The sequence below is a fragment of the Bradyrhizobium sp. USDA 3256 genome (assembly GCF_054058275.1).
This window is the reverse complement of record NZ_JBSSAE010000002.1, coordinates 6369353-6394376: the sequence shown is the minus strand read 5'-3', so window position 1 is coordinate 6394376 and position 25024 is coordinate 6369353. Positions and strand designations below refer to the sequence as shown.

The 25024-nt window shown below is 62.7% G+C and carries 28 protein-coding genes, 1 tRNA gene and 3 pseudogenes; 17 read left to right on the top strand and 15 right to left on the bottom strand.

Going from position 1 to position 25024, the window contains the following annotated elements; genetic code table 11:
- Positions 1 to 16 precede the first annotated feature (16 nt).
- From mdcA to ACVWY5_RS32155, 3 genes are read left to right on the top strand one after another with little or no spacing between them, the layout of a single operon-like run.
- Positions 17 to 1672: a malonate decarboxylase subunit alpha gene (gene mdcA, locus ACVWY5_RS32165; protein ID WP_321176947.1), complete on the top strand. Its 1656-nt coding sequence runs from the start codon at positions 17 to 19 to the stop codon at positions 1670 to 1672.
- A gap of 12 nt (positions 1673 to 1684) precedes the next feature.
- Positions 1685 to 2944: a malonyl-CoA decarboxylase gene (locus tag ACVWY5_RS32160; protein WP_080667021.1), complete on the top strand. Its 1260-nt coding sequence runs from the start codon at positions 1685 to 1687 to the stop codon at positions 2942 to 2944.
- A gap of 34 nt (positions 2945 to 2978) precedes the next feature.
- Positions 2979 to 3758, top strand: a complete 780-nt coding sequence (locus ACVWY5_RS32155; protein WP_028333452.1) for an alpha/beta fold hydrolase — start codon at positions 2979 to 2981, stop codon at positions 3756 to 3758.
- Positions 3759 to 3817: 59 nt separating this feature from the next.
- On the opposite strand, the gene ACVWY5_RS32150 is transcribed toward ACVWY5_RS32155, so the two are convergent.
- Both ACVWY5_RS32150 and ACVWY5_RS32145 read right to left on the bottom strand, forming a co-directional pair.
- On the bottom strand, positions 3818 to 5041 hold the full coding sequence (locus tag ACVWY5_RS32150) for an OpgC domain-containing protein (RefSeq protein ID WP_028333451.1): 1224 nt from the start codon (positions 5039 to 5041) through the stop codon (positions 3818 to 3820).
- A gap of 124 nt (positions 5042 to 5165) precedes the next feature.
- A complete protein-coding gene (locus ACVWY5_RS32145) occupies positions 5166 to 5348 on the bottom strand; it encodes a hypothetical protein (RefSeq protein WP_038377339.1) in 183 nt (60 codons plus the stop codon).
- A 513-nt stretch (positions 5349 to 5861) separates the two neighbouring features.
- On the opposite strand from ACVWY5_RS32145, the gene ACVWY5_RS32140 reads away from it, so the two are divergent.
- Positions 5862 to 6839 carry a helix-turn-helix transcriptional regulator gene (locus ACVWY5_RS32140; RefSeq protein WP_028333450.1) on the top strand — a complete coding sequence of 326 codons (978 nt, stop codon included), beginning with the start codon at positions 5862 to 5864 and terminating at the stop codon, positions 6837 to 6839.
- Between the two features lie 91 nt (positions 6840 to 6930).
- On the opposite strand, the gene ACVWY5_RS32135 is transcribed toward ACVWY5_RS32140, so the two are convergent.
- The 4 genes from ACVWY5_RS32135 to ACVWY5_RS32120 form a co-directional block, all read right to left on the bottom strand.
- On the bottom strand, positions 6931 to 8157 hold the full coding sequence (locus tag ACVWY5_RS32135) for a cation:proton antiporter (RefSeq protein ID WP_321176948.1): 1227 nt from the start codon (positions 8155 to 8157) through the stop codon (positions 6931 to 6933).
- Positions 8158 to 8947: 790 nt separating this feature from the next.
- Positions 8948 to 9148: a hypothetical protein gene (locus ACVWY5_RS32130; RefSeq protein WP_028333449.1), complete on the bottom strand. Its 201-nt coding sequence runs from the start codon at positions 9146 to 9148 to the stop codon at positions 8948 to 8950.
- Between the two features lie 198 nt (positions 9149 to 9346).
- The gene (locus tag ACVWY5_RS32125; protein WP_028333448.1) at positions 9347 to 9568 is read right to left on the bottom strand and encodes a DUF6894 family protein; all 222 of its coding nucleotides are present in this window, start codon (positions 9566 to 9568) and stop codon (positions 9347 to 9349) included.
- A complete protein-coding gene (locus ACVWY5_RS32120) occupies positions 9569 to 9727 on the bottom strand; it encodes a hypothetical protein (protein ID WP_321176949.1) in 159 nt (52 codons plus the stop codon).
- A gap of 179 nt (positions 9728 to 9906) precedes the next feature.
- Here ACVWY5_RS32120 and ACVWY5_RS32115 point away from each other — a divergent pair, with 179 nt between their 5' ends.
- From ACVWY5_RS32115 to ACVWY5_RS32100, 4 genes are all read left to right on the top strand, one after another.
- Positions 9907 to 10092 (top strand): DUF3606 domain-containing protein, encoded by a 186-nt coding sequence (locus tag ACVWY5_RS32115; RefSeq protein ID WP_028333447.1) that lies wholly within the window; start codon positions 9907 to 9909, stop codon positions 10090 to 10092.
- A 1-nt stretch (position 10093) separates the two neighbouring features.
- Positions 10094 to 10270 (top strand): DUF2934 domain-containing protein, encoded by a 177-nt coding sequence (locus tag ACVWY5_RS32110; protein WP_152977920.1) that lies wholly within the window; start codon positions 10094 to 10096, stop codon positions 10268 to 10270.
- Positions 10271 to 10419: 149 nt separating this feature from the next.
- Positions 10420 to 10614 carry a 2Fe-2S iron-sulfur cluster-binding protein gene (locus tag ACVWY5_RS32105; RefSeq protein ID WP_410712219.1) on the top strand — a complete coding sequence of 65 codons (195 nt, stop codon included), beginning with the start codon at positions 10420 to 10422 and terminating at the stop codon, positions 10612 to 10614.
- On the top strand, positions 10532 to 10729 hold the full coding sequence (locus ACVWY5_RS32100) for a DUF1236 domain-containing protein (RefSeq protein WP_369525399.1): 198 nt from the start codon (positions 10532 to 10534) through the stop codon (positions 10727 to 10729). The genes ACVWY5_RS32105 and ACVWY5_RS32100 overlap by 83 nt, the downstream gene beginning before the upstream one ends.
- A gap of 111 nt (positions 10730 to 10840) precedes the next feature.
- On the opposite strand, the gene ACVWY5_RS32095 is transcribed toward ACVWY5_RS32100, so the two are convergent.
- From ACVWY5_RS32095 to ACVWY5_RS32085, 3 genes are all read right to left on the bottom strand, one after another.
- Positions 10841 to 11059: a hypothetical protein gene (locus ACVWY5_RS32095; RefSeq protein ID WP_050387531.1), complete on the bottom strand. Its 219-nt coding sequence runs from the start codon at positions 11057 to 11059 to the stop codon at positions 10841 to 10843.
- A gap of 360 nt (positions 11060 to 11419) precedes the next feature.
- On the bottom strand, positions 11420 to 12133 hold the full coding sequence (locus ACVWY5_RS32090; protein WP_016844363.1) for a flagellar hook assembly protein FlgD: 714 nt from the start codon (positions 12131 to 12133) through the stop codon (positions 11420 to 11422).
- Positions 12134 to 12143: 10 nt separating this feature from the next.
- Positions 12144 to 13742 (bottom strand): flagellar hook-length control protein FliK, encoded by a 1599-nt coding sequence (locus tag ACVWY5_RS32085; protein ID WP_051376084.1) that lies wholly within the window; start codon positions 13740 to 13742, stop codon positions 12144 to 12146.
- A gap of 360 nt (positions 13743 to 14102) precedes the next feature.
- On the opposite strand from ACVWY5_RS32085, the gene mnmA reads away from it, so the two are divergent.
- The 4 genes from mnmA to ACVWY5_RS32065 all read left to right on the top strand — a co-directional run bounded on the left by mnmA (position 14103) and on the right by ACVWY5_RS32065 (position 16578).
- Positions 14103 to 15299, top strand: a complete 1197-nt coding sequence (gene mnmA, locus ACVWY5_RS32080) for a tRNA 2-thiouridine(34) synthase MnmA (protein ID WP_028333444.1) — start codon at positions 14103 to 14105, stop codon at positions 15297 to 15299.
- A 25-nt stretch (positions 15300 to 15324) separates the two neighbouring features.
- Positions 15325 to 15963 carry a class I SAM-dependent methyltransferase gene (locus ACVWY5_RS32075; RefSeq protein WP_028333443.1) on the top strand — a complete coding sequence of 213 codons (639 nt, stop codon included), beginning with the start codon at positions 15325 to 15327 and terminating at the stop codon, positions 15961 to 15963.
- A gap of 53 nt (positions 15964 to 16016) precedes the next feature.
- The gene (locus ACVWY5_RS32070; protein ID WP_028333442.1) at positions 16017 to 16385 is read left to right on the top strand and encodes a hypothetical protein; all 369 of its coding nucleotides are present in this window, start codon (positions 16017 to 16019) and stop codon (positions 16383 to 16385) included.
- Between the two features lie 116 nt (positions 16386 to 16501).
- A tRNA-Met gene (locus tag ACVWY5_RS32065) sits at positions 16502 to 16578 on the top strand.
- A 532-nt stretch (positions 16579 to 17110) separates the two neighbouring features.
- Here the strand turns inward: ACVWY5_RS32065 and ACVWY5_RS32060 are convergent.
- Together ACVWY5_RS32060 and ACVWY5_RS32055 are read right to left on the bottom strand one after the other, a co-directional pair.
- Positions 17111 to 18193: pseudogene (locus ACVWY5_RS32060) on the bottom strand (recombinase family protein); the annotation flags it as partial.
- 198 nt (positions 18194 to 18391) lie between these two features.
- Complete coding sequence (locus ACVWY5_RS32055) at positions 18392 to 18697, bottom strand: hypothetical protein (protein ID WP_456671738.1); 306 nt, start codon at positions 18695 to 18697, stop codon at positions 18392 to 18394.
- Positions 18698 to 19173: 476 nt separating this feature from the next.
- On the opposite strand from ACVWY5_RS32055, the gene ACVWY5_RS32050 reads away from it, so the two are divergent.
- Positions 19174 to 19593 carry a hypothetical protein gene (locus tag ACVWY5_RS32050; protein ID WP_028352248.1) on the top strand — a complete coding sequence of 140 codons (420 nt, stop codon included), beginning with the start codon at positions 19174 to 19176 and terminating at the stop codon, positions 19591 to 19593.
- A 214-nt stretch (positions 19594 to 19807) separates the two neighbouring features.
- Positions 19808 to 19970, top strand: a pseudogene (locus ACVWY5_RS32045) (TenA family protein); the annotation flags it as partial.
- A gap of 26 nt (positions 19971 to 19996) precedes the next feature.
- Here the strand turns inward: ACVWY5_RS32045 and ACVWY5_RS32040 are convergent.
- Positions 19997 to 20224: a hypothetical protein gene (locus ACVWY5_RS32040; RefSeq protein WP_028352249.1), complete on the bottom strand. Its 228-nt coding sequence runs from the start codon at positions 20222 to 20224 to the stop codon at positions 19997 to 19999.
- Positions 20225 to 20473: 249 nt separating this feature from the next.
- Positions 20474 to 20881: a hypothetical protein gene (locus ACVWY5_RS32035; protein WP_321176966.1), complete on the bottom strand. Its 408-nt coding sequence runs from the start codon at positions 20879 to 20881 to the stop codon at positions 20474 to 20476.
- Positions 20882 to 21310: 429 nt separating this feature from the next.
- Between ACVWY5_RS32035 and ACVWY5_RS32030 the strand changes: the two genes are divergently transcribed.
- The 3 genes from ACVWY5_RS32030 to ACVWY5_RS32020 all read left to right on the top strand — a co-directional run bounded on the left by ACVWY5_RS32030 (position 21311) and on the right by ACVWY5_RS32020 (position 22442).
- On the top strand, positions 21311 to 21511 hold the full coding sequence (locus ACVWY5_RS32030) for a hypothetical protein (RefSeq protein WP_028352251.1): 201 nt from the start codon (positions 21311 to 21313) through the stop codon (positions 21509 to 21511).
- 18 nt (positions 21512 to 21529) lie between these two features.
- A complete protein-coding gene (locus ACVWY5_RS32025; protein ID WP_028352252.1) occupies positions 21530 to 21934 on the top strand; it encodes a hypothetical protein in 405 nt (134 codons plus the stop codon).
- Between the two features lie 280 nt (positions 21935 to 22214).
- Positions 22215 to 22442 carry a hypothetical protein gene (locus ACVWY5_RS32020; protein WP_038381774.1) on the top strand — a complete coding sequence of 76 codons (228 nt, stop codon included), beginning with the start codon at positions 22215 to 22217 and terminating at the stop codon, positions 22440 to 22442.
- 37 nt (positions 22443 to 22479) lie between these two features.
- Here the strand turns inward: ACVWY5_RS32020 and ACVWY5_RS32015 are convergent, their stop codons facing one another.
- Positions 22480 to 22680, bottom strand: a complete 201-nt coding sequence (locus ACVWY5_RS32015; protein ID WP_028352254.1) for a hypothetical protein — start codon at positions 22678 to 22680, stop codon at positions 22480 to 22482.
- 195 nt (positions 22681 to 22875) lie between these two features.
- Positions 22876 to 24784, bottom strand: a pseudogene (locus tag ACVWY5_RS32010) (diguanylate cyclase).
- Between the last annotated feature and the right edge of the window lie 240 nt (positions 24785 to 25024).

The window sequence follows — 25024 nt, the reverse complement described above, 5'->3', positions numbered from 1 at the left end:
CCTACCTTCGCTTCAGATGATCAAGCAAGGAGAGGCCATCATGTCGGAGACGACACCACGAACCGATCGCACGGCGCGTCTGGCGCGCGCGCGAGCTGTCTGCGGTACGAACGGAAAGGTCTGCCCGCCCGACCGCGCGGTCGAGCTGCTCGAGGCGGTCATCGCATCCGGCGACCGGGTTGCGCTCGAGGGCGACAACCAGAAGCAGGCGGACTTCCTGGCCGCGTGCCTCGCCGGAGTGAACCCGGCGCGGGTGCATGATCTGCACATGGTGCAGTCGGTGCTCGCGCTTCCCGATCATCTCGCGGTGTTCGAACGCGGTATCGCCAACCGCCTGGACTTCGCCTTTGCCGGCCCGCAGAGCCGCCGTCTTGCCGAGCTCGTCGCCGCCAAGGCGCTGCGGATCGGCGCGATCCATACCTATCTCGAGCTTTACGCGCGGATGCTGGTGGACCTGACGCCGCAGGTTGCGCTCATCGTTGCCGACAAGGCCGATCGCGACGGCAATCTGTACACCGGTCCGAACACCGAGGACACGCCCACCATCGCCGAGGCCGCGGCGTTCCGCGGCGGCGTCGTCGTGGCGCAGGTCAACGAGATCGTCGATCGTCTGCCGCGCGTTGACATCCCCGGCGACTGGGTCGATGTCGTGGTGCCCGGCCCGAAGTTGTATGCGATCGATCCGCTGTTCACGCGCGATCCCGCCAAGATCAGGGACGAGAACGTCCTGATGGCGATGATGGCGATCGCAGCAGTGTATGAGCCTTATCAGGTGACACGGCTCAATCACGGCATCGGCTATGCCACCGCGGCGATCGAGCTGATCCTGCCGACCTTTGCCGCGAGGCGCGGGCTGAAGGGCAAGGTCGCGCGGAATTTCGTGCTCAACCCGCATCCGACGCTGATCCCCGCGATCGAAGCCGGCTTCGTCGACAACGTCTATTGCTTCGGCTCGGAGCTGGGCATGGAACGCTATGTCGCCAGCCGTCCCGATGTGTTTCCGGTCGGCGCCGACGGCAATCTGCGCTCCAACCGCGCGTTGGCGCAGGTCGCCGGACAATATGCCTGCGATCTGTTCGTCGGCGGCACCTTGCAGATCGATCCCGAGGGTAACAGCTCGACCGCCACCAAGGACCGCATCACCGGCTTCGGCGGCGCGCCGAACATGGGCGCCGATCCGCGCGGCCGGCGCCACGACAGCGCTGCCTGGCTGCGTGCCGGCGAGGAAGCAGGCGAGCGCCTGCGCGGCCGCAAGCTCGTGGTGCAGATGGTCCAGACCCGGCAGCCGAACGGCGCGCCGAGCTTCGTCGAGCGCCTCGACGCGTTCGACCTCGCGGCCTCGGCTGGCTTCGCGCTGCCGCCCGTCATGATCCATGGCGACGACGTCAGCCACGTGATCACCGAGCGCGGCGTCTGCAACCTGTTGCGTTGCCGCTCGCCGCAGGAGCGCGAGGCCGCCTTGCGCGCGGTCGCCGGCGACACCGAGTTCGGCCGGCGGCAGGACGCCGGGACGACCGACGGCCTGCGCCGCCGCGGCATCGTGATGCTGCCGTCCGATCTCGGCCTCGACGTCGAGACGGCGACGCGCGACTGGCTCGCCGCGAAATCGATCGACGACCTCGTCGCCGCATCGGGCAACCTCTACACGCCGCCCGCCAAATTCCGCCGCTAGAAGGAGGCTCCCATGACCCAAGCCGAGCACATCCCAGGCAGTCCACCGGCCTCGCTCGATCAAGCGAGGCAGCTCGCCGCGGCACTGTTGTCCGAGCGCGGCGAAGCGTCGGGCGCCCTGATCGCGCGCCAATTGCAGCAGACCATGCGCGCGCTCGATGCCGACGGCCGGCACGGCTTTCAACGTTATCTGGCGAGCGCGTTTCAGCCCGACGCGGCGGCGCTGCAGGATGCGGCGAAGCGCTATCTTGCCGACGGCACCGCGGCGGCCGCGGCCGCTTTGGCCGACGCCGCCGATCCGCCGCGGCAGGAGGTGCTGCGGCGGATGAACATGGCGCCCGGCGGCACGGCGAGCCTGATCGCAATGCGCAGTGAGATCGCCGGCCGTCTCGGCTCCGAACCGGAGCTGAAGCTGCTCGATGCCGATCTCAAGCATCTGTTTGTCTCATGGTTCAATCGCGGCTTCCTCGAGCTTCGCCGCATCGACTGGCAGTCGCCGGCCGCCGTGCTCGAGAAGCTGATCGCCTATGAAGCGGTGCACGAGATCAAGGGCTGGGACGATCTGCGCCGCCGCCTTGCGCCCGATCGCCGCTGCTTTGCCTTCTTCCATCCCGCGCTGCCCGGCGAGCCGCTGATCTTCGTCGAGGTCGCGCTGGTGCAGGGATTGGCCACCGCCGTGCCACCGCTGCTGGTGCAGGATGCGGATCAGGACAGCGCAGGCCTCAGGGCCGCGCATGCCGACACCGCGATCTTCTATTCGATCTCCAACTGCCAGGACGGACTGCGCGGCGTGTCGTTCGGCAATTTCCTGATCAAGCAGGTGGTCGAGGAGCTGCAAGCGGAATTCCCGCAGCTGAAGCGCTTCTCCACGCTGTCGCCGATCCCGGGCTTCCGGCGCTGGCTCGGCCAGCAGCCGCAATCCGGCGGCAACGATGTCGCGATGCTGCGCGAGCTGGACCGCGAAGGTTGGTGGCACAACGCGGCGACCTGCGAGACCTGGCGTCCGGTCCTGATGACGCTATGCGCGCAATATCTCACGCGCTCGCCGGCGTCCGGGAATCGCATCGATCCGGTGGCGCGCTTCCATCTCGGCAACGGTGCCCGGCTGGAGCGGATCAATTGGCTCGGCAACACGGCCGATCGCGCGATGGCGGAATCCTTCGGCATCATGGTCAACTATCTTTACGATCACGACAGCATCGAGCGTAACCATGAGGCCTTTGCGCGCGTAGGAGAGATTGTCCGTTCACCGCAGGTGGACGCGCTTCTCTGATTTTCAACTCAGCATACGACAACGGAGCAGTAACATGATGATGAACAGACGCGCCTTCTCGACCGCCTTGCTCGCTGGAGCTGCGGCTTCACTGGTGTCCTCGCGCGGCATGGCCGCCACCACGCCGCCGGTCAAGGCGCGCAACGTCGTGCTGGTGCACGGCCTGTTCGCCGACGGCTCCTGCTGGTCCGAGGTCATCCCCCGCCTGCAGGCCGCCGGGCTCAACGTGACGTCGGTGCAAAATCCGCTGACCACGTTGCCTGAAGCGGTTGCCTCCGCGCAGCGGGTGCTCGATCGCCAGGATGGTCCGACCGTGCTGGTCGGCCATTCCTTCTCCGGCATGATCGTCACCGAGGCCGGCGTGCATCCGAATGTCTCGGCGCTGGTCTATGTCGCAGCGCGCGCACCCGATGCGGACGAGGATTACACCGCGCTGGCCAAGACCTATCCGACGCCGCCCGCGAGCGCCGGCATCGTGTTCGACGGCGACGAGGGCCGTCTCAGCGAACAAGCGTTCCTGCGCGATTTCGCCGGCGACCTGCCGGAGGCCAAGGCGAAGGTGCTCTATGCCGTGCAGCAGCCGTTCCACAAGCAACTGCTGGCCGGCAAGACTAGCCATGCGGCCTGGCGCAGCAAGCCGAGCTACTACGCCGTCTCGACCGAAGACCGCACCATCAATCCGGATCTCGAGCGCTTCATGGCCAAGCGGATGGGCGCCACCACTATCGAGGTGAAGGCCAGCCATCTCGCGCTGATCTCGCAGCCGGACGCGATCGCGCGGCTGATCCTCGACGCCGCGCGGCAGTCGAGCTGAGCGTCGGCGTTGACCGTGCGTGGGAGAGCATCCGCATCTCCCGCGCACGATGGCGCGCGCTAGAGGATATGCGCGCCGTGACCGTCGAAAATGCCGCGATCGGCGGCGCGCGGCACAAGATCATGTCCGGCGGCGGTGTCGACATCCGGCGACCGGGCGCGCTTGGTGCCGAGCGTGTTCAGCAGCGTCGCGGCCGCGGCCATCACAAGGACACCGGCAAGACTGAGTCCGATCTGCATCGAGAGCCGGTTCGAGATGTCGAACAGGTCGCATTGGCTGGCGAGCGCCAGCAGGACGCCGAGACAATAGATCGGCAGCGAGTTCTCGCCACAACGCCTCGCGCTGCGCAGCATCGGCGTCGACAGTCCCTGCCAGCCCGCTGGAACGAGCCATGACACCACGATGGCAAGTGCCAGAAAATGCAGCAGCCGCAACGGGCTCAAGTTCGACTTGTCCATCGGAAACAGCAGATCCGTCAGCGCCTGCGGCAGCAGCGGCGGCTTGATGCCGTGGCCCAGCGCAACGACGAAGCCGAACGCGAGATAAAGCGCCGACAGAACAAGCGCGGGGCGCGACGTCACCCATCCCTGGATGGTCCTTCCCTCGATGACATACCATGCGCCCAGCACCACCGGAAGCTGCCAGGCCAGCGGGTTGAAGAACCAGACGCCGTCGGGCCAGGCGGGAATGCTCCAGCCGAAGACGTGCACCAGCGCGTAAAGCGACAGCGAAAGACCAAGCGCCAGGTTCGGCGCTCGCAGCAGCAGCCACAGCAGCGGTGCGAACAACACGTGACAGATCACAAAGACCGGCAGCACGTCGGTATTGACAGGGTGGAATTGCAGGACCGCGGCGTGCGCAAGCGCTGCGCCTGGACGTTCGAACAGAACCCGCGTATTGCTGTCGTCGGCGAGACGGTCGCTGCCCGCGAGGTAGACGACGATCGCGCAAGCGAGCGTCAGCAACAGAAAGGCGGCATAGATATCCCATCCCCGCCGCAGCGAACGGCCGATCATGCCGCGCCAACCGTCGCGCTGACGCGCCCTGCCGTAGGCCAGTGCGCAGGTGACGCCCGAGATGAACATGAATATTTCGGCGGCATCGCAGAAGCCGTAGTTGCGCAGGGTCAGCCAACTTCCGACGTTGTCTGGAATGTGATCGAGAAAGATCCACCACAACGCGATTCCGCGACAGACATCGATGCGCGGGTCGCGGCCGGTCGATCTGAACTCCGGCGGGGTCTCGCCGAGCAATCGCTTCGAGCTGCGGGTTCGATCGTGCATCTGTCGATCTGTCTGGCGGGCGCGCGCGGCCTCACCGGACCTAGGTCCATGAGACGCTCGGGTGCTCCGAGGCGTGCGCGTGCCGGACTAGCCTCCGGCCAACCTGTATGATTGTGCGCTCCAGCTACCCGAGGGTCGGCGGCGCTTCCGCCGGCCAGCCGCAATCACGGGGGCCGGGCGGATCGCTATCCTCTGACGGCGCCGCCTGCGCGACGTCGCCGATGGCCGGCAACAAATGCTGCTTTCGCATTTCGGCGAGGCGGGCGCGACAGTATTCACGATAAAGCATGTCGAATATGATGGACATGATCGAACGCCTTCTTGATCACTAGGTTGACTTTCCCACGTGACAGATTTCGACCATTTCAACCGGCGGCGATAACCGACAAGTGCCGCAGGCAGTCCGACGCAACCAAAATCGATATCAGTCGTTCTACTGAATGACCTGCGCGTGGCGACTTAGCCAGGAGACCGCGTACAGGGGCATGACACTGATTTGCGCTTTACTCTGCCAGGAATGTTTGAAACGGATCCGATGGCAGCAATTATAAATAGAGCGATCGCGACTGCTTCTTCTTAAAAGGGAAATTTGCCGCGATTTTCATAATGTCATTATATACATAATATTCTGACCACCAAGTGAACCAGTTCACATCAGCATCAATCACAGGCGAACAAGACTAGCAGACCGGTAACGTGGCTTCTTGGACTCATGCGCACGGATCGGGCGAAGGCCGGTGCGTGAATCGCAAAATGCGGATACTGACTGTGGAGTGCCGCAGCATTTCATTCTGATGTTTTGTGAAGGCTGGAGGTCCCCATGCCGATGGACGCAGCCAATTTCGCATCGTATCGATTTTCGACGTGCGAGCTTCCGGAACGCATTCGTATCCCGCTCTGGCGCGAGCACTTTGGCCGATGCATCGTGCACGCCGATATCGAGCCTCTATCGAACGTTTCATTCCAGGCCGATGCGTCGCTGCGAGCGGTTCAGGGTTTGCGCATGCTGGCGCTGAAAGGCACGTCGATGCGGTTCAAGCGTTTGCAGGCGAACCTTGCCGATGGCGATGACTCCATCGGGATCATCTTCTGCTCTCCGGGCAGAGGTCAGCTATCGCAGCGCGGCCGGGACGCCGATTTTCGCGCCGGCGATGCAATTGCAATTCTGCATTCCGAGCCCGCCAGCGTCACCTATATCGACGGGTTGCAATTCGGCCTGGCCGTGCCGCGCGAGGCACTTGCGCAGCGCGTGACCGACGTCGAAGGCCTGGTCATGCGGCCGATTTGGCACCGGACGGAAGCATTCCGACTGTTCATCTCATATCTGAAATCGGTGCTTAAGACGAAAGCGCTGAGCGCGCCGAAGCTTCGCGATACGGTCGTGACCCATATCCACGATCTCATCGCGCTCGCGATCGGCGAGTGTGGTGCGCTGGGCGAGAGCAGCGCGAGCGCCGTCGTCGCTGCGCGGCACCGTGCCGTGCTCGACTACATCGCCGCACACTTTGAGGAGCCCGGACTCAGCGTTCAAACGGTTGCGCGTGACCAGGGCATCTCGTCGCGCTATCTGCAGCGCCTGATGACATCGTCAGGACCGTCGTTCACCGAGCGCTTGAATGAATTGCGGCTGCAGCGGGCGCTCAAATTGCTCATCGAGCCTGATGCCGGCCGTCGGCGAATTTCCGATATCGCGCTCGAGGTCGGTTTCTCGGATGTTTCATATTTCAACCGTCTGTTCCGAACCCGCTTCGGCGATTCGCCGCGCGGTGTGCGGCTCGCGCGAAAGGGTTCTCACTGAGCCACGGTGCTCCGGTCGGCGCACGTGCAGGATGCCGCGTCAGCCGGCTCTTCATCCCGGATCAGGTATCGGCCGCCTTGCAATCTCTCGACTAGCTTCGACCAGGGCTCGCCTGGTTGGACTTGCTGTCCATGTGATCTAGCTGTCGTGCGGCGTGCGCTGTGAGCATCAATCCGACGATCGACGAAACGATCACCAGAACAACCGTAGCATTCAACATGGGATGATCGATCAATCGCTGACCCGCAGCATTTTTTGTGGAATAGGCGACCAGAGCGACCGCGAGCGTGGCCGCAACCTGCGGCACGGTAAGACCGAACATCAAGTTGCGTTCCGCGCGGCGGTAGCCGAACAACCATCCTGTAGTTTCGGCTGCAAGCCATTTGCCGCCAAATAGCGCCGCAAGCACGCCGACCACAAGCAACGGCTGATCGCGCAATGTTGCAAAGAACACTTTGAAATCGACAAGGAAACCGGCCGTAATGAAGAACACCGGAATGAACAGGGCCTGACTCATAATTTCCAGGGAATCGTCGCCCTTGACCTCTCCGAACGCCCGCTTCAGGGCAACGCCTGCAAGAAAGGCGCCGATGATTCCTTCCATGCCAATCCATTCCGCCATCTGGGCGGAAATCGCCATTACAAGAAGCATGATCAGCGCGCTGGAGACCCTGGTTGTCCCAAAGGCCGCCAGAAGGCGCTCAACGAACCAGCTCAATCCGACGACGATCCCGGGCACGTAAATGGCCAACCATCCCAGGAGGATCAGCATTCCCAAGGGATCAAAGCCTCTGACGTGAATCGGCACGCATAACGCGAGGACAAGAATGGAAAGCATGTCGGTGAATAGCGTGGCGCCTACTGCCACGACGGTCGCTTCCTGTCCCAGGAGGCCTTCTTGCTTGACGATGGGCAGTCCGAGCAGGGTATGGGAGGCCAGTATGGCGCCGATGACCGCGCTTGCATTAGGCGAGTACCCCAGCAGCGCCGCAAGGGTTACTGCCAATGCAAAGGGGCAGGCGAAAGTGAGAAGGCCGAACGTAGCCGCCTTATGACGCGCCTTGTTGAACTGCGCGATGTTGACCTCAAAGCCGGCGAAGAACATCAGCAACAGCTTGCCGAGCTCAGCGAAGAAGCCGACGATCTTTCCGTCGGGATTGAGGATAGAAAGCATGTTCGGGCCCAGGATAATGCCCGCGAGGATGTATCCGACCGGACGAGGCAGCCGAATGCGCTCCATGAGGCTGGGAAGAACCAGCGTCAGCATCAACGTCAGCGCAAAGGAAGTAAGTATCGGCAGTTGTGAAAAAAATTCCAAATGATCCTCTTTCACGCGGCTTTGGCCGTCAAACCTAAATTGTATTTCAAATGAATTCGACGAGAAAGCGTGTTTTCCCGGCTACGGCAGCGATTTGAGCCACGGGATTTGGGTTGCAGGGATTTTGGTCAAGGCTGACAGCGGCAATATGCTTTAGAGCCACCTCGATGAGCTGGTCGAACTCCCGCCAGCCGGTTCATCACCGCGGGTTCGGCGCGGGCCACCAGGAGAGGTCGTCGGACCAGAGGTAGATTGCGATCGCTGCCAGGCACAAGGCTATGCCGACCCAGAAGATCGGGGAATGATGGATTGGTCGTCGATCGCTCGGAGCTGTTTTCATTCGATGAACTCATCGCGTGCCGGGAGTATCGAGCTCGCAATATCAGGAATTAGGAGTGTCGCTCAGGCAAGGCGTCCTTTGCAAGAGCTGGGCAGGTTGCTGGCGCGGCTGCAAGGCAGGGTGAGTTATCGCACGGCGCGGGTGCGCGGGAGGCAGCCGTGTCGGGCGTCGCATCGGAGCGGTCGGAGGAATTTTCAGGTCACGTTCGAGGCCGACCTCGTCCGCCTCTATTGACGCGGCGCGAACAGGGTGCCGGCCGCACCGGTTGCGCGGCTGGCGTCGGACAGGCCGGGGCCAGCCGCTCGGTGTGTTCTTGCCAAGTCTGGCTCACTGCTCTCGACGCTGTCGAGCGCCTCTCGTGGCCGTGAAACCAATGCGTTTCAAATGACGCACGGGTCGGCAATGCGCATTAGCTTATGTGAATTGGACTAGCTTATGTGAATCGAAGCGCTACGGCGGCGGCTCTGCTCCGGGAGTGGCGAGCCATTGTTCGATCTGGACGGCGCGCTCGGCCTCCCGGGCCTTCTTGAGAAGTCGTTCCCGCTCGGTGCCGGGAGGCAGGTGCGAGGCCCTTGCGCGGGCCGCTTCCTCCAGCTGAATCAGGCGGTATGCGAGCGTCGTGGTTTGCTTGAAGCGATTGCGGCGTTTCATGTGTGCAATTGGTGTTTCAAACCCTGGTGTAGGTCCGAACCACGCTCGTCGTCGTTTGTTCCTATGAACGGCGGGGCGTGGCCTGTCCTGGCCGCGTCCTCGAGAGCACCATGCGGCGGGCCGGCGAAGGAATGCCGGACATCGGCCGGCAGCGTCGGTTTGCGGGAAGCGAGCCGAGCCGGGAAAGACCGCTCCCTGTCAGACGCTCGTCGAAGCCAGCGGGATGCGGAAGAGTTCGCTATCGCCCGCATCGCGAACCGAAATGAAATTGCCGTCGCGAACCATCTCCGGCTTTTCGGTCCCGATCCGGTGAGCGATGAAGCTGCCGTGATCCTGGGCGTCCTTGTCGTCGGCACAGTCGTGACCGACGACGTCGTGTGCGGGGATGTCGCCCGCGAGATGGAAGAAGTATCTGGGCATCTAGGTCAGCTTGTCCAAATTGCCGAACGGCTTCGCAGGCGGCGTGTTCTCGGCCCTCTTGATCTGCTGCGCGCCTTCCTCGGCAAGTCTGCCATCGTTGATGATCTCGGCGATGAGCTGCTTGATCCGTCCGCCGATCCTGTCTGCAATGCCTGTCATGGCTCGCCCTTGTTCGTGCTGCCGCCCGCTCTGCCTCTCACGACTGAAGTATCGCTCGCGGATAATGTTCCTCCGAGGGTGACGACCGATCCATCCAAGAAAGGAACAAATGGCTGTCCTGAAGATTGGATCGCCAGCAACGGCCGAGGCTCAGGCCGAGCGCTGACGCGAGAAGTTCAGTGACCAAGCGCCTGACCAGGAAAGAGCAGTTCGATCGTTCGAAGATCAACATGCACGATCTGCTTCAGGTGAGATGCTGGACACATGCCCTCGGTGTGTCGCGCGAACAGCTGCGTAAAGCCGTCGAGAAGGTCGGTGACTCGGCCGTGACGGTTCGCAAGGAGCTCGGAATTCCCGAGGAATGACATGGCCACCGAACAGCAGATCAGGGACTACGCGCGGCAGCTCTGGGAGAAGGCCGGAAAGCCCGACGGCAGGGACAAGGAATTCCGGCACGCGGCCGAGGTCGAGCTGAATGCGGAGAGCGAAAGTCCGGACGCGCCAACACTGGACCAGCCGAACAAGACGACCATTCCCGGATGAACGCCTTGGCGCGAGGAGCGCGCCGGCGGCGCGATTGATCGGGATCCTCCGTTAGGAACATTGCCATTCTGTCGCGGTTCTCGAAACGCCGCATGGAGCGGTGAGGAGGACGTTATGAAAAAGCTGGTTCTGATTTCTGTTGCCGCCGTATTGGCGTCGACGGGCGCTTTCGCCCAGAGCACGATTGTCGGCACGACCGGTGCCGGACATGCCGCCACCGTGCAGATCGAGCCGCAGTACCGCACGCGAATCCACAGCTATGTGACCGAACACAAGATCCGTCCCGTCGAGACGCGGGAGAGGATCGTCGTCGGCTCGCCTGTGCCGCGCGAGGTCGAGCTTGAAGCGGTGCCTGCCGATTGGGGCCCGTCGCTCACCAGGTATCGCTATGTCTATACCGGCCAGCGCGTGATGCTGGTCGATCCCGACACCCGTACGGTCGTGCAGGAAGTCGAGTGAGGCCGCTCTGATGACGGGCCGCCAGCAACGGCGGCGGCCCGCGCTCAGCCGGAACGTCTGATCCGCGGGGGCAAGCGCCGTTCCGTCAGCGGCCATCGACCGCGTCGGCCGTCAGAGACCGATGCTGGCGACAGCGGCTTCCGCGATGCCCTTCGCGTCGAGGTCCCCGGTCTTGCCGATCTCGATGACCTTGCGGGCCACGATCTCGCAAAGCGGATCGTTCCGATCAACCAGACCCATCGAATGCAGCGCCAGGCTGAACGCCCTGTTGAAGAGCTCGATTTGCTCCGGCGTGTATTCGCCCGTCTTCAGCAAGCGATTGATCGGCATTGTCGAGCCCCACAGCAAGCAGCCAAGTGATGTGGCTATAGCATGGAACCGTCGCGACCGGCACCCGGCTTTCCCTGCGCCCCCTTCAAGGGAGGGCGAAACGAGAAGCAAAAGCTCGGGCAAATCATGTCGCGAGAATGCGATCGTGTGGCCCGCAAGAACCGCGCCACACACTCAGCGTCGTCCTGGCGAAAGCCAGGACCCATTACCCCAACTCTCAATTGTTGCGCGACGCTGGGGCCACGATCCCGTTCATCATCAAATGCGGTGGTTATGGGTCCTGGCTTTCGCCAGGACGACGATACAGTGTGGTGAGCGGGTCGCCCGCTCAACGCGCAGCTACGGATCGTGGCAATGTGCTTAGCTCGAGCCAGTCGCCCCGCGCACCACGCGCTTGATCTTGTCGGTGGTGTAGGTCTGCCCGCCGATCGAGAGCAGCGGCGGGGAGGCGGTCAGGTCGACGGAGTCGACGACGCCCTGCACCTCGGTCGAGATGGCGATCGGATTTCCCTTGGAATCCTTGCCGGTGGCGGTCAGCGTGTAGGTGCCGGCCGGCCATTGCGTGCCGTCATTGCCCTTGCCGTCCCAGACGAAGCTGGCGTTGCCCTGCTTCAGGCTGAAATTGCCGGAATAGGCGGTCTGTCCGGTCGCGCTCGTGATCGTGATGGTGGCGCTGGTGGCTTGCGGGGACACCAGATTCCAGGTCGCGGATTTGTCGAACTGCGTCTTGCTGCCGTCGACCGCGACCGTGTTGCCGACATAGACCAGCGCCTGGGTCGACTGCGCGCTCTTCTCGATCTCGATCAGCGACTTCAGCTGATCGTTGGATTTCAGCTGCTGCTCGACGCCCGCGAACTGCACCAGCTGCTGGGTGAACTGGTTGGTGTCGAGCGGGTCGAGCGGGTTCTGGTTCTGCAATTGCGTGGTCAGCAGCGTCAGGAAGGTCTGGAAATTGTCGGCAATGCCCTGCGAGGAGGTCGTCAGGCCGCTGCCGCTGCTGCTTCCAGAGTTCGTTCCGTTGCTGGTGCCCGGTGCCGAGACGACGGGCGTCGGCATGGTTGCATCGACTGCCATGGTGAACTCCTTACACTCTGATATCGACGCCGCCGAGGGCGCCGGTTGCACGGCCGTAGGAGCGGCCCGTCGCTGCGGCGGGAACGCTGTCCTCCTCAGTAACGATCAAACGATGGGCGTTCGGATTGGACTGGCCATTGTTGTTCTGGCCCGACTGCGACTGGTCGCGCAGGCTGAACTGCAGTCCGCCATTGCCGGTCGAGAGGCCGGCATTGTCGAGCGCGCGTTGCAGCTGGTTGGCGTCCTGGCGCAGCATCGACAGCGTTTCCGGGCGTTCGACGGTGAGATGCGAGGTGACCTGGCCGTTGCGATCGACATCGATGCGGACATCGATGCGGCCGAGCTCGGCGGGGTCGAGCCGGATCTCGAAGCGACTCTTGCCGCTCTTGGCGGAGGCGGCGATCTGCATCGCGAGCCCGCTGAGCGGCACGGCGGCGCTCTGCGCGGCGTTGGTCACGGTCAATTGTGCGGTCGCAGACAGCGTCGTCTGGGTGGTCGCGGGTTGCGGCTGCAGTGCGTTCGCCGCCTGCGCGCTGGGATCGGGGGTTGTGAGCTGGGTCTGCGCGGCGGCGTGGCCGCCGACTGCCGGCGTCGGCACGGCATTGCCGTCGCCGCCCGCATCGGCCTTGATGGCATCGGCGGCACCGTCGGCGGCGGCCTTCGCCTTGCCGGCAACTGCGGCCGGCTGCGCGGCGGCGGGAACGATGTTGGTCGGAGCAGCCTGCGCGGTGTTGACGCTGCCCGCGGCGGCGCCGTCCTGGTCGGCCGGCATCGTCGCCGTCGCGTCCTTCGCGGTGAGCTGTGTCTTGGCCTGCGCCGTCGTCTTGGTGGCGGGCGTTCCGGCGGCAACCGTGGCGGCGAATGTCGCATCGCCGGTCGTTGTCGCTGCGCCCGAAGCCGTTGCCGCATCGCTGGTGGTGATGACCTGTGCGTCGGTCTTGACGCCGGCGGCCTTGGCGACCTTGTCGGCATTCGCTGTGGTGGCCGCCGCCGCTGCGGTGTCGGCGCCGGCGCCGGCAGGCGCGCCGCTGCCGCCAGCAGCGCCGGTGCCGGCATTGGCCGAGCTTGCCGCGATGGCCGCTGCGGCGATCGCGAGCGGTGCGGCCGGCTGGTCCGACGGCGCGGTGGCCGCCGGGGTCGGGGCAGTCGCCGGTGTCGCGGCAACAGGAGCAATCACGGCATTCACGGTTGCCGCACCCGGATCCTGCTGCGCAGCGGCCTGCGTCGCGTCCGGCTTGTCACTGGTCGATTTCGCATCGGAGCTCGATTTCGAGTCGTCCGATTTCGATTTCGACTTGGTCTTGGACGGCGCGTCGCTCTCGACCTTGTTGTCGTTGCGCGAACTGGCGGAATCCCGCGACGTCCGGTCGGGGCCCGTGCTGGTGTCGCGGGGGCGTGCGTCGGTCGTCGAGGGCGGATCGTCGGACCGCCGCGAGAGCGCCGGCTGGGAGTCGTAGCGGCTGCCGTCGTTTGTGGACGCAGTGTTGCTGTCGACCAGCGCGGCAAAGCCGTCGTTCCCCGTCTGCGAAGCGGGATCGGGCCGCGACGACCGCTGCGTCGCGCCCTGAAAAGACCGGCCTGCCAATGCTTCCGACGTGACGATGACCACTGCCAACCCTCGCAAATGAGACTTCCAGCGTCTTGTCAGCAAGGAGTGGGCCAACCGGGGATGGCAATAAAAAATGAGTTATTTCAGAAGGTTACGGGCTATCTTGGCCGGCTGGAGCGGGTTCCCGGCAGGTCTCCTTTTTGCCCGGCGGCAAGATTTGCCGTCCACGCGCGGCACGGCACGGCTTCCGGCGGATTGCCTCACCGGAATACGGCCTATATTAAAAGGTGGCCTCCGATCCGTCCGAACCGACCGAACCGGCCTTGGATGTGTTCTAAGGCTCTCTGGACAAAAGGCTTTTTCCAATATCGTCGCGGAGCGCATATGCTCGCCGCGACAGTGACCAATGACCGCTTAAAGATGCTCAACAGTCTGGATCTCGAAGGCCGCCCTGAAGACACACGGATCGTCGTTGCCATGTCCGGCGGCGTCGACTCGTCGGTGACGGCTGCGCTGTTGAAGTCGCAGGGTTACGACGTGGTCGGGATCACGCTGCAGCTCTACGACCACGGCGCCGCGACCCATCGCAAGGGCGCCTGCTGCGCCGGCCGCGACATCCACGATGCGCGCAATGTCGCCGAGCGGATCGGCATCCCGCATTACGTGCTCGACTACGAAAGCCGCTTCAAGCAATCGGTGATCGACAATTTCGCCGACAGCTACGCGCTCGGCGAGACGCCGGTGCCGTGCATCGAGTGCAACCGTTCGGTCAAGTTTCGCGACCTGCTCGCGACCGCGCGCGAGCTCGGCGCGCAGGCGCTCGCTACCGGCCACTATGTCGCCTCGCGGCGGCTTGCCGACGGATCGCGCTCGCTGGTCTGTGCCGCGGATGCCGATCGCGACCAGAGCTATTTCCTGTTCGCGACCACGCGCGAGCAGCTCGACTTCCTGCGCTTCCCGCTCGGCGACATGACCAAGCCGCAGACCCGCGAGCTGGCGCGGCGCTTCGATCTCGAGGTCGCCGACAAGCAGGACAGCCAGGACATCTGCTTCGTGCCGACCGGCCGCTACACCGACATCATCGGACGGCTGAAGCCGAATGCGATCGCGCCGGGCGACATCGTCGATCTCGACGGTCATGTGATCGGCCAGCACCAGGGCATCGTTCATTTCACCGTCGGCCAGCGCAAGGGGCTCGGCATTGCCTCCGGCAGCCCGCTCTATGTGGTCAAGCTCGATGCGGCGACGCGCCGTGTCGTGGTCGGGCCGCGCGAGGCGCTGTGGATGGATCGCATCGCGCTGCGCGACGTCAACTGGATCGGCGACGGCGCGCTGGATCGCGTGATCGGCGAGGGCATCGAGATCTATGTCCGCGTGCGTTCGACGCGCGCGCCGCAGCCAGCGTGGTTGCGCGCCGTCGATGGCGGCTATGAGGTCGAGCTCGTCGCCGGCGAGGAGGGCGTGTCGCCCGGCCAGGCCTGCGTGTTCTACGACGCGCCCTCCGGGCAGGCGCGTGTGCTCGGCGGCGGCTTCATCAGAAGTGCAAGCGCAAGCCGCGCAACACGGGCCGCGACGCGGGACGCGTTGGCGCCGCTTGCGGAAGCGGTTCGCGGATAGGCAGAAGAAACGTCGGGGCAGGGGAATGGCTGGGGACATCGACCGCGAAGGGGTCGAAAAGGCGTATGGCCGCTGGGCACCGATCTACGATCTGGTGTTCGGCAAGGTGTTCGACCAGGGCCGTCAATCGACGATCGCGGAAGCCGACCGGATCGGCGGCCGCGTGCTCGACGTCGGTGTCGGCACCGGGCTCTCGCTGTCGGAATACAAGCGCACCACAAAACTATGCGGCGTCGATATTTCCGAGCCGATGCTGCGGCGGGCGCTCAAGCGCGTGCGCACGCAGGGCCTCAGCAATGTCGAGGCGCTGGCGGTGATGGACGCCAAGAATCTCGCGTTTCCGGATGCGTTCTTCGACGCGGTGGTTGCGCAATATGTCATCACCGCGGTGCCGGATCCCGAGGCGACGCTCGACGATTTCATCCGCGTGCTGAAGCCCGGGGGCGAGCTGATCCTGGTCAATCACATCGGCGCCGAGAGCGGCCCGCGCCGCGTCTTCGAGCTCGCTTTCGCACCGCTGGCGCGGCGGCTCGGCTGGCGTCCGGAGTTTCCGTGGGAGCGGCTGACCAATTGGGCGGCGAAGCATGGCGGGGTCAGCCTTGCGGAGCGCCGGCCGATGCCGCCGATGGGGCATTTCTCGCTGATCCGCTTCCGCAAATCGTGAGGTTGCGGCGATTTTGCGAGGGAACATCGGCGCGTCGTCACGGTTTTCCCGTCATGAGGATCAACCGAACACTCGCTTTATCCTGTGTGCTGATGCTGGCACCCGCTGTTGCCGCGGCGCAGGCGCCGCCGACGCCCGCCACGCCGCCGGCACAGACCGCGCCGCCGGCGCCGCAGCGCGCCGCCGCGAATTGCGCGCCGCAGCAGCAGCCGTCGCATCCCGGCGCGCCGGCTCCCGAGGGAACCACCACCGGGCAGAGCAGCCAGCCGCTGGGCGACAAGCTCGCCAAATCCGACGGGGTGTTGTGCCCGCCGGCCGGGGTCGATCCCGAAATGCGTGCGCCGACCCCGCAAGGCGGCAACACGCCGGTGATTCCACCGCCCGGCAGCCCCGGCGGCGACCCATCGGTGAGGCCGAAATAGCCTCTGCCTGCAATAAGTTGCTGCCCCGTCCGGGTTTGCTTGACAGGCGCGTATGCCACTCTTTATATGCCGCGCGTTCGCACCCGCGGCTCACCAGCCGCCGATGGCGAGCCCATGGCGGGGTAGCTCAGCTGGTTAGAGCACGGGAATCATAATCCTGGGGTCGGGGGTTCGAGTCCCTCCCCCGCTACCATCTTTCCCCACACTCCTTTGACCTGGTTTGGATAGGCCTTTTCCCCGAGCAGGGCATTCAACCGGCCTGCTATCTCGACGGCTGCACCACCTGGGCGCGCTGGATCGCGGAACACAGTGACCGTGTCGACCAGATCCCTGATGGCTTCTGCGGCTTCCCCGTCGCCAGCACTGGCCCCTTTCGCCAGTGCTTCTTCAAGCCGACCGAGTTGCTCCTCGTATCGTTTCAGGATGGCAGGATGCAGCGCGACTTCTTTCAGGCTAGCCGGTTCACTCTGTAGCTCCTCAGATATCTGCTTTCGTTCGGCATCCAAGGCAGTCGACCGCGGGCCGAGAATAGATGGATCGCCATGCCCTTTCGCAATCGCATCCACCAGTCGTTCGATTTCCCGGTTCAATTGTCCAAGCTGCTGCTCAAGGCGCTGCCGCTTTGCATTTGATGAAGCTGCGAGGCGCTTCCGCTCTTCGAGGTACGTGCGTACGTATTCCGAAATAACCTTCGGCGCGCGCAATTCAGCCTTTAACCCACTGAGAACTGCACTCTCGACCACATCCAAATAGAACGTCTTGGCGTCAGGACATGTGCCGCTCTCCGTAGCTGCCGAGCAGCGAATGCGAACGCGCCCGGATTTGTCCCGCCCATTCGTTGCCATGCCCGAGCCGCACGAACCGCAACGGAGCAAGCCAGACAGCATCCGACGAGGTCGACGTTGATGGCTGGGGTGGCCGTGACTGCGCTCCCCTTTGCGTTGCTGGGCAGCCCTGAACAGTTCTGGACTGACAATTGCAAGGTGCGGCACTTCAGCAACCTGCCAGTCACGCTTCGGATTCGGTCGTGACAGGCGCTTCCCCGAGTCGGGATCTTTCACCATCCTGACCTTGTTCCAAACGAGGCGTCCTACATAAAGCTCGTTCTGTAGAATTCCGGCCCCCCTCTCAAGATTGCCATTGATAGTTGAGGCATTCCATGCGCGCCCGCGCGGAGGTGATACCCTCTCCTTGTTGAGATCGCGCGCGATTTCGCGAGGCGTTCGACCGTCCACGTATTCCTGAAAGATGCGCCGGATCACCTGTGCCTCGGCCTCGACGATGACCCGTTCGCCGCTCTTTCCGGCGACCGCGGCATATCCGTATGTCAGGCCTCCTCCAGCTAAACCTTGTTTGACCCGCCCTGCTTGGCCACGACGCACCTTGTGAGCGTTGTCCTCACGATAGAGTTGTCCGACCAGGCCGCGAAGACCGACCAGCACGGTGTTAACGACGCCTTCGTGAACCGCCCGGATCTCAATCCCGAGAAAAGATAGCCGCTTATGGATGCCTGCGAGATCTTCCATGTCACGAGAGAGGCGATCGAGCGCTTCAACGATCACTACGTCAAAGCATCGCTCACGCGCTTGGTCCAACATCTGCAGAAGGCCTTCGCGTCCCATGACAGAGCCACCTGAACGGGCTCGATCTTCATAGGTGCTGACGATGGTTAAGCCTTCGCGCTCAGCATAGCTTTGACAAAGCGAAAGCTGATCTTCAATTGAACGCTCATTCTGAAGATCGGTTGAGAATCGAGCATAGATCGTCGCTCGCTTCCTTGTCTCTTCGATTGGCGAGCTCTCTTTCATGATCTTCCCTCGCGGCCAGACGAGCAAGTACCCGCGCGACGCGCAGGATCGCCTTGTCTGGAATCGTCTGCAAGGACAATTTGCGATGCGCGTCCCGCACGATATCAAACCTCTAGGTCACCGCGCGACTCAACGAGGTGTATGCACCTGCGCTGGCGCCAATCCACAAAATGTCGGCCGTGGTGATCATCCCGAGCATCATGCTCGGCCGCGACGTCTAAGCGGAACGGCGGCTATAAGCTCAACGTGCAATTGGATGCCGCGGCGAAGAAAAAGGAAGGAGCCTTCAACGGCTTCGCCTGCCAAAGTGCCTGCTGCCAGGAAGCGACCCATTAAGCTCTCTTTGGCACCTGGCAGATATTTGGGGCGAGACCCGGCACCCTCACCAACAAGACTTTGAGCAGCTACTGCTTTCGTAAATACTTCGGCCTGAAGAAACTGCAACCAGATCGTTATGAGCGGCAGACTATCGGTCAGCTTCGTTGATTTTTGCTGTGGTTTCATCTGCGTTCGATCGCGTTTATTGCGTTTTGATGAGGTCGTTTCTGGTGCGAAACTGGTGCGGTCACGCCTACGCGCAGGGCGGGCCGGGATTGACATCTATAGGACTCTTTCAGGACGATTATTGAGCGGATCGACTTGGTTCTCTCAAGGCTGAAACAGGGGTTCGATTCCCCTAGGGAGCGCCAACAAACTCAGGCACTTAGATAGCCATCAGCCGCGTTCGTTGAATAATGGTTGAATAAGACGCTGGTGAACAGCGGCGAACGCTTGGGGAATTTGCTGCCGACATTAGCGCACTAGCCTCGGCGCGATGCCTCACTGTGGCTGGCGCATTCGCGAAAAATTTCCTCGTCGCCCTTGGTATCCGGAAATATTCGAACCGCCGCTGACGTGCGCTGTCGTACGCGAGCGCTCTCGGATGTTCGCATTGGGATCTCACCAATCTCATCAACGACGCAGACCGGCGCATACGCCTGTTGGAAGAGGTTTCCGGGGGCGACTTGATCTCGGGGGTTAGAATTGCTGCGAAGAAAGCTGCGGTTGAAGGCCAAGCAGACTTTGAGTGGCAGCGGGCCGTCGACACTGAAGCTCCGTCAAACACTTTCCGGATTGTCAGCCAAATTCCACTGCCCGAGCGCCTCTTCGACCAGTTGTTCAATGGCCGCTCAGGCTATCGGGCTCAATATTATCTAAGCCCTGAAGAAGGCGAGGCCTTCAATCGACAGATCATCGGTGCCCTGGAAGAGGAATTGGCACATCCTGCCTCCATGAAGCTTGAACTTTCCCTGTCGTTGATCACCCGCTCGTTCAGGGGAGCTTATTCAAAGATATGGGTGGCCAACGACAGGGAAGCGTTCGACGCCGCGCCTTGGGACGCACGAAGCTTTACGAGTTGATAGGAGCCGGACGTATCGTCACGACAACGATCGGACGTCGGCGACTAGTGGTGGTGCGCTCTCTTCTGGCGCTCCTTGACACCAACATGTCGAACTAATGGACGTGCGACTGAGGGAGCAACGCGCTTTTCCTCAGGCGCTCACTTTGATGACACGACCGTGCTCCCTTACGAGCCAAAGACGTTCATGGAAAGCAAGCCAGGCGAAAAAGATCGTGAGTTTCTTTGAGCGCTTAAAGACAGAAGCGTCCGCTGAGTGGCGGGCCTACACCGAGCATCCCTTCACGAACGGATTGGCAGACGGCTCGCTCCCCGAAGCGGCGTTTCGTCACTACCTCGTTTCAGGACTACCTGTTCCTCATCGAGTTTGCTCGCGCCTAGTGGCGGTCGCTAACAGATTTCATTCAGCCGAGCCGCGTAATTGTCTCACCGCGCTCTTTGGCCTGAAGGTCGATCTGGTGGGCTGTGTGCAGATCCTTCGCCAAGGCGCTTTTCCGCGGCTCTACACCTAAGTCCATCGATCGGCCGCACTTCTCGCATTTCCAAGTCTTGGCTTGCTCCAGCCGACCAATCACCACTTCGTGTCCACAATTGAGGGTGAAAAGCATTTGGTCAAGCATGCTGATCGTCATTTTATTCTCTCGCCTTTCGTTCGAAGCGATTGCTGTAAACGGACAACTGGTCGGCACATCGGACTCGTATGCACCAAAAAAATAGCGATGGCCCCGGCAACCTTGGGGGGCCTGCGGAGGCCGGGATGCCGGGGCCAATTGCCAGTCCCGCGTCGGGATTTGGCACCGCCAGCATCGTCCAGGATTCGATAGCTCGCAAGTGGGTGCACGTCTCTCCAGGAGTCGGAGCGAAGCGTCACCCAATACATTTTACAATGGCTGTTCTTGACTAAGGCGCTGCTTGAGAGCAGCGAGACTGATGGTGGTAATGGCCTCGTCCAAAAGAACGAGGCGAGTTTCGAAGATCGACATTAGATTTAGATTGTCTTGTCGGTTGGAAACAAGCGGTCTGCGGGTGGCCGCGGTGTAGATAGCCCGAAGGCTCTGAAGCGCAGCTAGATTGCCCTGGGCGATGTAGCCATCCACCAGGATGACGAAGGCGGGACTGTACTCGGCCGTCACTGTGCCACGTCGTTCGTCCGTCATTTGTCCCGCCTCGGCACGCCCCCGCCGGTAGTCTGGCATTCTCTCGATGTGCTTACTGTAGATCAAGCGCGTTAGTTGTTTCATCTTGGCGCAGTCTAAGCTCTCCGGCCACCACGTCGACGGCGGATCCATGGCGGAGATCTTGTTCGTTCGCAATGCAACTAGGTGGCTGCGCTTGAACGGATAACCCTCTCTCATTATAGAATTTGGTATGGTGAGTGGCCGCCCGCCGATTACTCGATAGAGATCGGCCGAAGAAGTCGTTGGCCACGATGAGCCCCTTCACCGGCTTGCGAGCGTCGTCGCGGACGGAGACGTCCTGGTTGGGCGCCGTGTCCAGATCGACCGAAGTTGGCGCAAAGGCTTGGCGCAGCGAGCGCATGCCTTCGTGCAAGACGGCGGTGCCGAGCGATCGGCGCCTGAACGCTGTAGCGCGGCAAATTCCAGGCTTGCGAAGAGGCAGTCCGAATGTAGACTAGACCGGATTTTACGCCGCTTTAACACTGTTGAATGCGGCGCCTTATGATTGCGATACGACTGCTTTTTCTCTTGGGGGATCCCATGTTCGATCCAGCAACGACCGCGCTCCTGCGTGCCGTCCTCGACGAGGTCTGTGAAGAGGTTTCGCGCTTCGAATCCGGCACACGTACCCACGTGGCGTCCAGGATCTTGGAAGCTGCCACGAACGGTGACACTTCGCCGGAGAGGCTCAGGGTGATCGGTCGTAAGGCTCTCCACGAAGTGCCGACCATGTGGCGATAGCGGGAGGGGCACGGGGGCGTGAACTTCCAGGTCACGGTGCTCAAGATCCTGGTGAGCTATCCAGACGGTTTCGCCGTCATGGCGGACCTCAAGCGCGACATGGCCATTCTTGCAACGAGCGGACGGGATTGGACTGAGCGGACCAAGCGGCTCGCCGCGCGGGTGGTGGCTCTCGATATCTTCTCGCAAGCGCTGGTCGAGCGCCTGAACGGGGGCTGGCGTATCACCGAGAAGGGACGGGCGGTGCTTGAGCTCATGGAAGCTCGACCTTCTAAAGTCGAGCCGGAAAGACAGGTAGCCGGAGCTGAGCCGTCGCCTACCGTGCCAGCGGGTCGTCTTCCGGCCTCGACCCGGCTCGGCCGAGATCAACGCCGTCAGCGCCGCCGAGCCGCCCGCGAGCGGGCCAGGGCGAAGGCTTCCTGACTCCTCCCAGGCGGCTTCCGCCGAACTTCGGCCATGCCAGAAACCGATTGCTTGAAGACCTGTCTAATCTCTTTTCGAACATGGTTTCGTACCTCGCTGCCTCAAGGCGCCTGACTGGGGCTAACGGTTCAGACGGCGCCATATGCATCGCGCAGTCGCGGGGTGCCATTGCGGACCTCTCAACGACCCCGCAGCAGTTTCGGAAGCTAAAATTAGCTCGTAAATCGCAATGCTCCCTCAGCGGACTGATGCTACCCTGGGTCCAGCAGGGGGACTAGCAGTGGCCATCTACCGAATCCTTCAAAACTCACCCCTTGGGCCTGAAGAGATCGCACGGCTTTCCAGCGCTTATGAGGAGGCCCTCCGTACGATCGGCGTACAGGATCGAAACGATCCCCTCACCGAATTAATAGCCAGGAAGATCATTGAGACCGGGCAGACTGGCCTCAAGGACCCGGCCAAGATCTGCGTCCGGGCGATCGAGGAATTGCGCCTTCCGAAAAAGTAATTGCGAGCAAAAAGGTCCGTGGTTTTCCCGCTGAGTGTCAGAGCGCGGCGTCAATCCTATTCAGAGCCGAGCGCCTTATCTGCGCCTTCTTCTCGGCAAGCAGCCACCTCAGTGATGTGACCTGCTCCCCAATTTGTCCGCGCTTACGTACGACATCGCCGCGCGGCTGGTCGCTGAAAAGGCCAAACTGCATCCGAAACAGAAGGATTGAAATCGTCGTAACGGCCGCGGGGGCCATTCCGTAGATTCCCGGAATCCCAATCCCGCCGCAGTCGTGATCAAGTACCGCAGCACCGGGGCTAGGCGAATTTCAGCAGCAATTGATATTTTTTTACCGGTGGGCCGCAGGCCGTTGGCTTGCGGCCTTTTCATTGCAACCGAGGCCCTCACCTTAAGCTAGGATTGAGGCATTCACCGCCGGAAAGCCCACGATCTAAGCTCTCTTGGTATCGAGCCACGTGATCACATGGCCGGCCATGACGAGCCGGTCCCGGCCTTCGTCCTTGGCTGCATAGAGCGCCCGGTCGGCTGCGGCGACCAGCGCGACGCACTCGCCTTGGGCCGGAAGGTTGGTCGCGCCACCGAGACTGGCCGTTACGATCTTCGACGGTAGATTCAGCGCGTGCAGCATTCCGAGCTCGCGCACCGCTTCGCGGACCCGTTCTCCGACCTGCTCGCAGCCCTCTGAGTCGGTATTCGGCAGCAGTAGAGCGAATTCCTCGCCGCCGTAGCGGGCCGCCAGGTCGGCCGGCCGTCGTACATGCGCTTCCAGGATCCGCGCCAACGCGCGCAGGCAGGCGTCACCCTCCTGATGGCCGTATTGGTCGTTGAACTTCTTGAAATGATCGACATCGATCAGCAGCAGGGACAGCGGCGCGCCATCGCGCCGGGCCCGGGCCCATTCTTCGGCGAGGCACTCGTCGAAGTGTCGGCGGTTGGCGAGTCCTGTCAGCCCGTCGGAGGTGGCGAGCGCCGCCAGCTTGTCCTGCAGATCCTTCTGCTCGGTCATGTCGCGCGAGATCGCCACGACGCCGTCGATCTCGTTGGTCTCGCTCGAGTGGGTAACGCGCAGGGCGGTCTCGACCCAGATCTCGCCTTTTTTCGCGGTGAGGTGACCTATAGATGATCCGCGCCTCTTCGGCCTCGCCGTTCTTCAGGGCGGCAACGACCCGCTCGACCCTCGGGCGGTCTTCCGGGTTGAGACCGGCGAGGGCGGGCGTTCCCAGTAGCTTGGCAGGGTCCCAACCGAGGATCCGGGCGCAGGATGGCGAGGCGTAGAGGATGCGTTCATCGAGACCGATGCGCATCACCACGTCGCTGCATTCTTCGGCGAGCAGGCGGAAGTCGGCCTCCTTGGCGAGGAGGGCCGCGGCCATCCGTTGCCGCTGTGCGAGGTACCGGACCAGCCAAAGTCCGAGCAGAGCGAGCGACAGAGTCAGGCCGGCGAGGATGGCCATCCGCACGGCGGCTTCCCTACGCCAGGCGGCCAGCACGTCGTCTTGCGCCTTGGTCGCCAGCACCAGGATCGGGTAATGGCTGCTCACCCGGTAGAAGCTGAGCCGCTGTTGGCCGTCGAGCGGAGACTTGAAGTAGTAGACGCTAGCGGCGGGGCGGCTATTCAGGGTCCGGAATAGGGTCGACCCCGACATGTCGCGTCCGACATAGGCGCCCTCGTCGTCCCGGCTCCGCGCCAGCATGATGCCATCGGAGTTCAAGAGCGACACCGCCCCGTTCGGGCCGATGTCGAACCGCCGGTAAAACTCCGTAAAGTAAGTGACGTCGATGCCGGTCAGCACCACACCGGCGAAGCTGCCGTCCGGATGGTTGAACCGGCGCGATGCGGTGATGATCCACTGCCGTCCGGAGCGGCTCTTCACCGGCTGGCCGAGGTGGGTCGCGCGATCGCTCGCGAGGCGATGATACTGGAAATAGTCCCGGTCGCTGTTGTTGAGGCCGGAGAGATCGACCTGTTCGGTCGTGGCGAGCCAGCGGCCGTTCTCGTCGTAGACGAAGATGCCGCGGATGCGCTGCCTGTTGTACTTGCGGGACTGGAGGAACGTCTGGATCTTCGCAATGGCCGGAGCGCTTGTCCCTCCTACCTCCATGCGGTCGACCATTCCGGCGAGGATGGTGTCGGCCAAGTCGAAGGTATCATCGGCGTGCTGCGTCAGCGAGCCGGCGAGATTGGCCATGTCGATTTCGGCGTTTCGCAGCTCGACCTTTCGGGATTCCCACTCACGCCAGCCGCTGAGCGCCAGGATGGCAGTGCAGGCCAACGCGACGAAGCCCGCCGTCCACAACGGCAGGCGGGCCTTCCCGAGTTCGCGGCGGCTATTCGGCATTCGAGGCTTGCTTCCTTCAGCGGGAGCGTCCCATTGACCGATTAACGCCATCTTGAACCGGCCAGCTTCCATCTCTTCAAAAGCTAAGGCGCTTTTGATAACGCTACCGCCAAGTTTACGGAACGCCGGAGTAGGCCGTTAAGCAACGGCGCTCAAGCTTTCGGCAGCCCCCGGCACCGGGTACTCTTACCCACAACCCCGATTGCGGTTGGTGCGTTGCGGAAAGTAGCGGTGATTGGC

Bases quoted from the DNA above. Each gene is read 5' to 3' on its own strand.
- ACVWY5_RS32040 (WP_028352249.1), bottom strand. From the start codon at position 20,224: ATGACGATCAGCATGCTTGACCAAATGCTTTTCACCCTCAATTGTGGA.
- ACVWY5_RS32125 (WP_028333448.1), bottom strand. From the start codon at position 9,568: ATGCCCAGATACTTCTTCCATCTCGCGGGCGACATCCCCGCACACGAC.
- ACVWY5_RS32120 (WP_321176949.1), bottom strand. From the start codon at position 9,727: ATGACAGGCATTGCAGACAGGATCGGCGGACGGATCAAGCAGCTCATC.
- ACVWY5_RS32070 (WP_028333442.1), top strand. From the start codon at position 16,017: ATGAGGATCAACCGAACACTCGCTTTATCCTGTGTGCTGATGCTGGCA.
- ACVWY5_RS32145 (WP_038377339.1), bottom strand. From the start codon at position 5,348: ATGTCCATCATATTCGACATGCTTTATCGTGAATACTGTCGCGCCCGC.
- ACVWY5_RS32150 (WP_028333451.1), bottom strand. From the start codon at position 5,041: ATGCACGATCGAACCCGCAGCTCGAAGCGATTGCTCGGCGAGACCCCG.
- ACVWY5_RS32090 (WP_016844363.1), bottom strand. From the start codon at position 12,133: ATGGCAGTCGATGCAACCATGCCGACGCCCGTCGTCTCGGCACCGGGC.
- ACVWY5_RS32140 (WP_028333450.1), top strand. From the start codon at position 5,862: ATGCCGATGGACGCAGCCAATTTCGCATCGTATCGATTTTCGACGTGC.
- ACVWY5_RS32055 (WP_456671738.1), bottom strand. From the start codon at position 18,697: ATGAAACCACAGCAAAAATCAACGAAGCTGACCGATAGTCTGCCGCTC.
- ACVWY5_RS32095 (WP_050387531.1), bottom strand. From the start codon at position 11,059: ATGCCGATCAATCGCTTGCTGAAGACGGGCGAATACACGCCGGAGCAA.
- ACVWY5_RS32130 (WP_028333449.1), bottom strand. From the start codon at position 9,148: ATGAAACGCCGCAATCGCTTCAAGCAAACCACGACGCTCGCATACCGC.
- ACVWY5_RS32075 (WP_028333443.1), top strand. From the start codon at position 15,325: ATGGCTGGGGACATCGACCGCGAAGGGGTCGAAAAGGCGTATGGCCGC.
- ACVWY5_RS32015 (WP_028352254.1), bottom strand. From the start codon at position 22,680: ATGGCCCCCGCGGCCGTTACGACGATTTCAATCCTTCTGTTTCGGATG.
- ACVWY5_RS32160 (WP_080667021.1), top strand. From the start codon at position 1,685: ATGACCCAAGCCGAGCACATCCCAGGCAGTCCACCGGCCTCGCTCGAT.
- mdcA (WP_321176947.1), top strand. From the start codon at position 17: ATGATCAAGCAAGGAGAGGCCATCATGTCGGAGACGACACCACGAACC.
- ACVWY5_RS32110 (WP_152977920.1), top strand. From the start codon at position 10,094: ATGGCCACCGAACAGCAGATCAGGGACTACGCGCGGCAGCTCTGGGAG.
- ACVWY5_RS32030 (WP_028352251.1), top strand. From the start codon at position 21,311: ATGTTCGATCCAGCAACGACCGCGCTCCTGCGTGCCGTCCTCGACGAG.
- ACVWY5_RS32155 (WP_028333452.1), top strand. From the start codon at position 2,979: ATGATGATGAACAGACGCGCCTTCTCGACCGCCTTGCTCGCTGGAGCT.
- ACVWY5_RS32035 (WP_321176966.1), bottom strand. From the start codon at position 20,881: ATGGATCCGCCGTCGACGTGGTGGCCGGAGAGCTTAGACTGCGCCAAG.
- mnmA (WP_028333444.1), top strand. From the start codon at position 14,103: ATGCTCAACAGTCTGGATCTCGAAGGCCGCCCTGAAGACACACGGATC.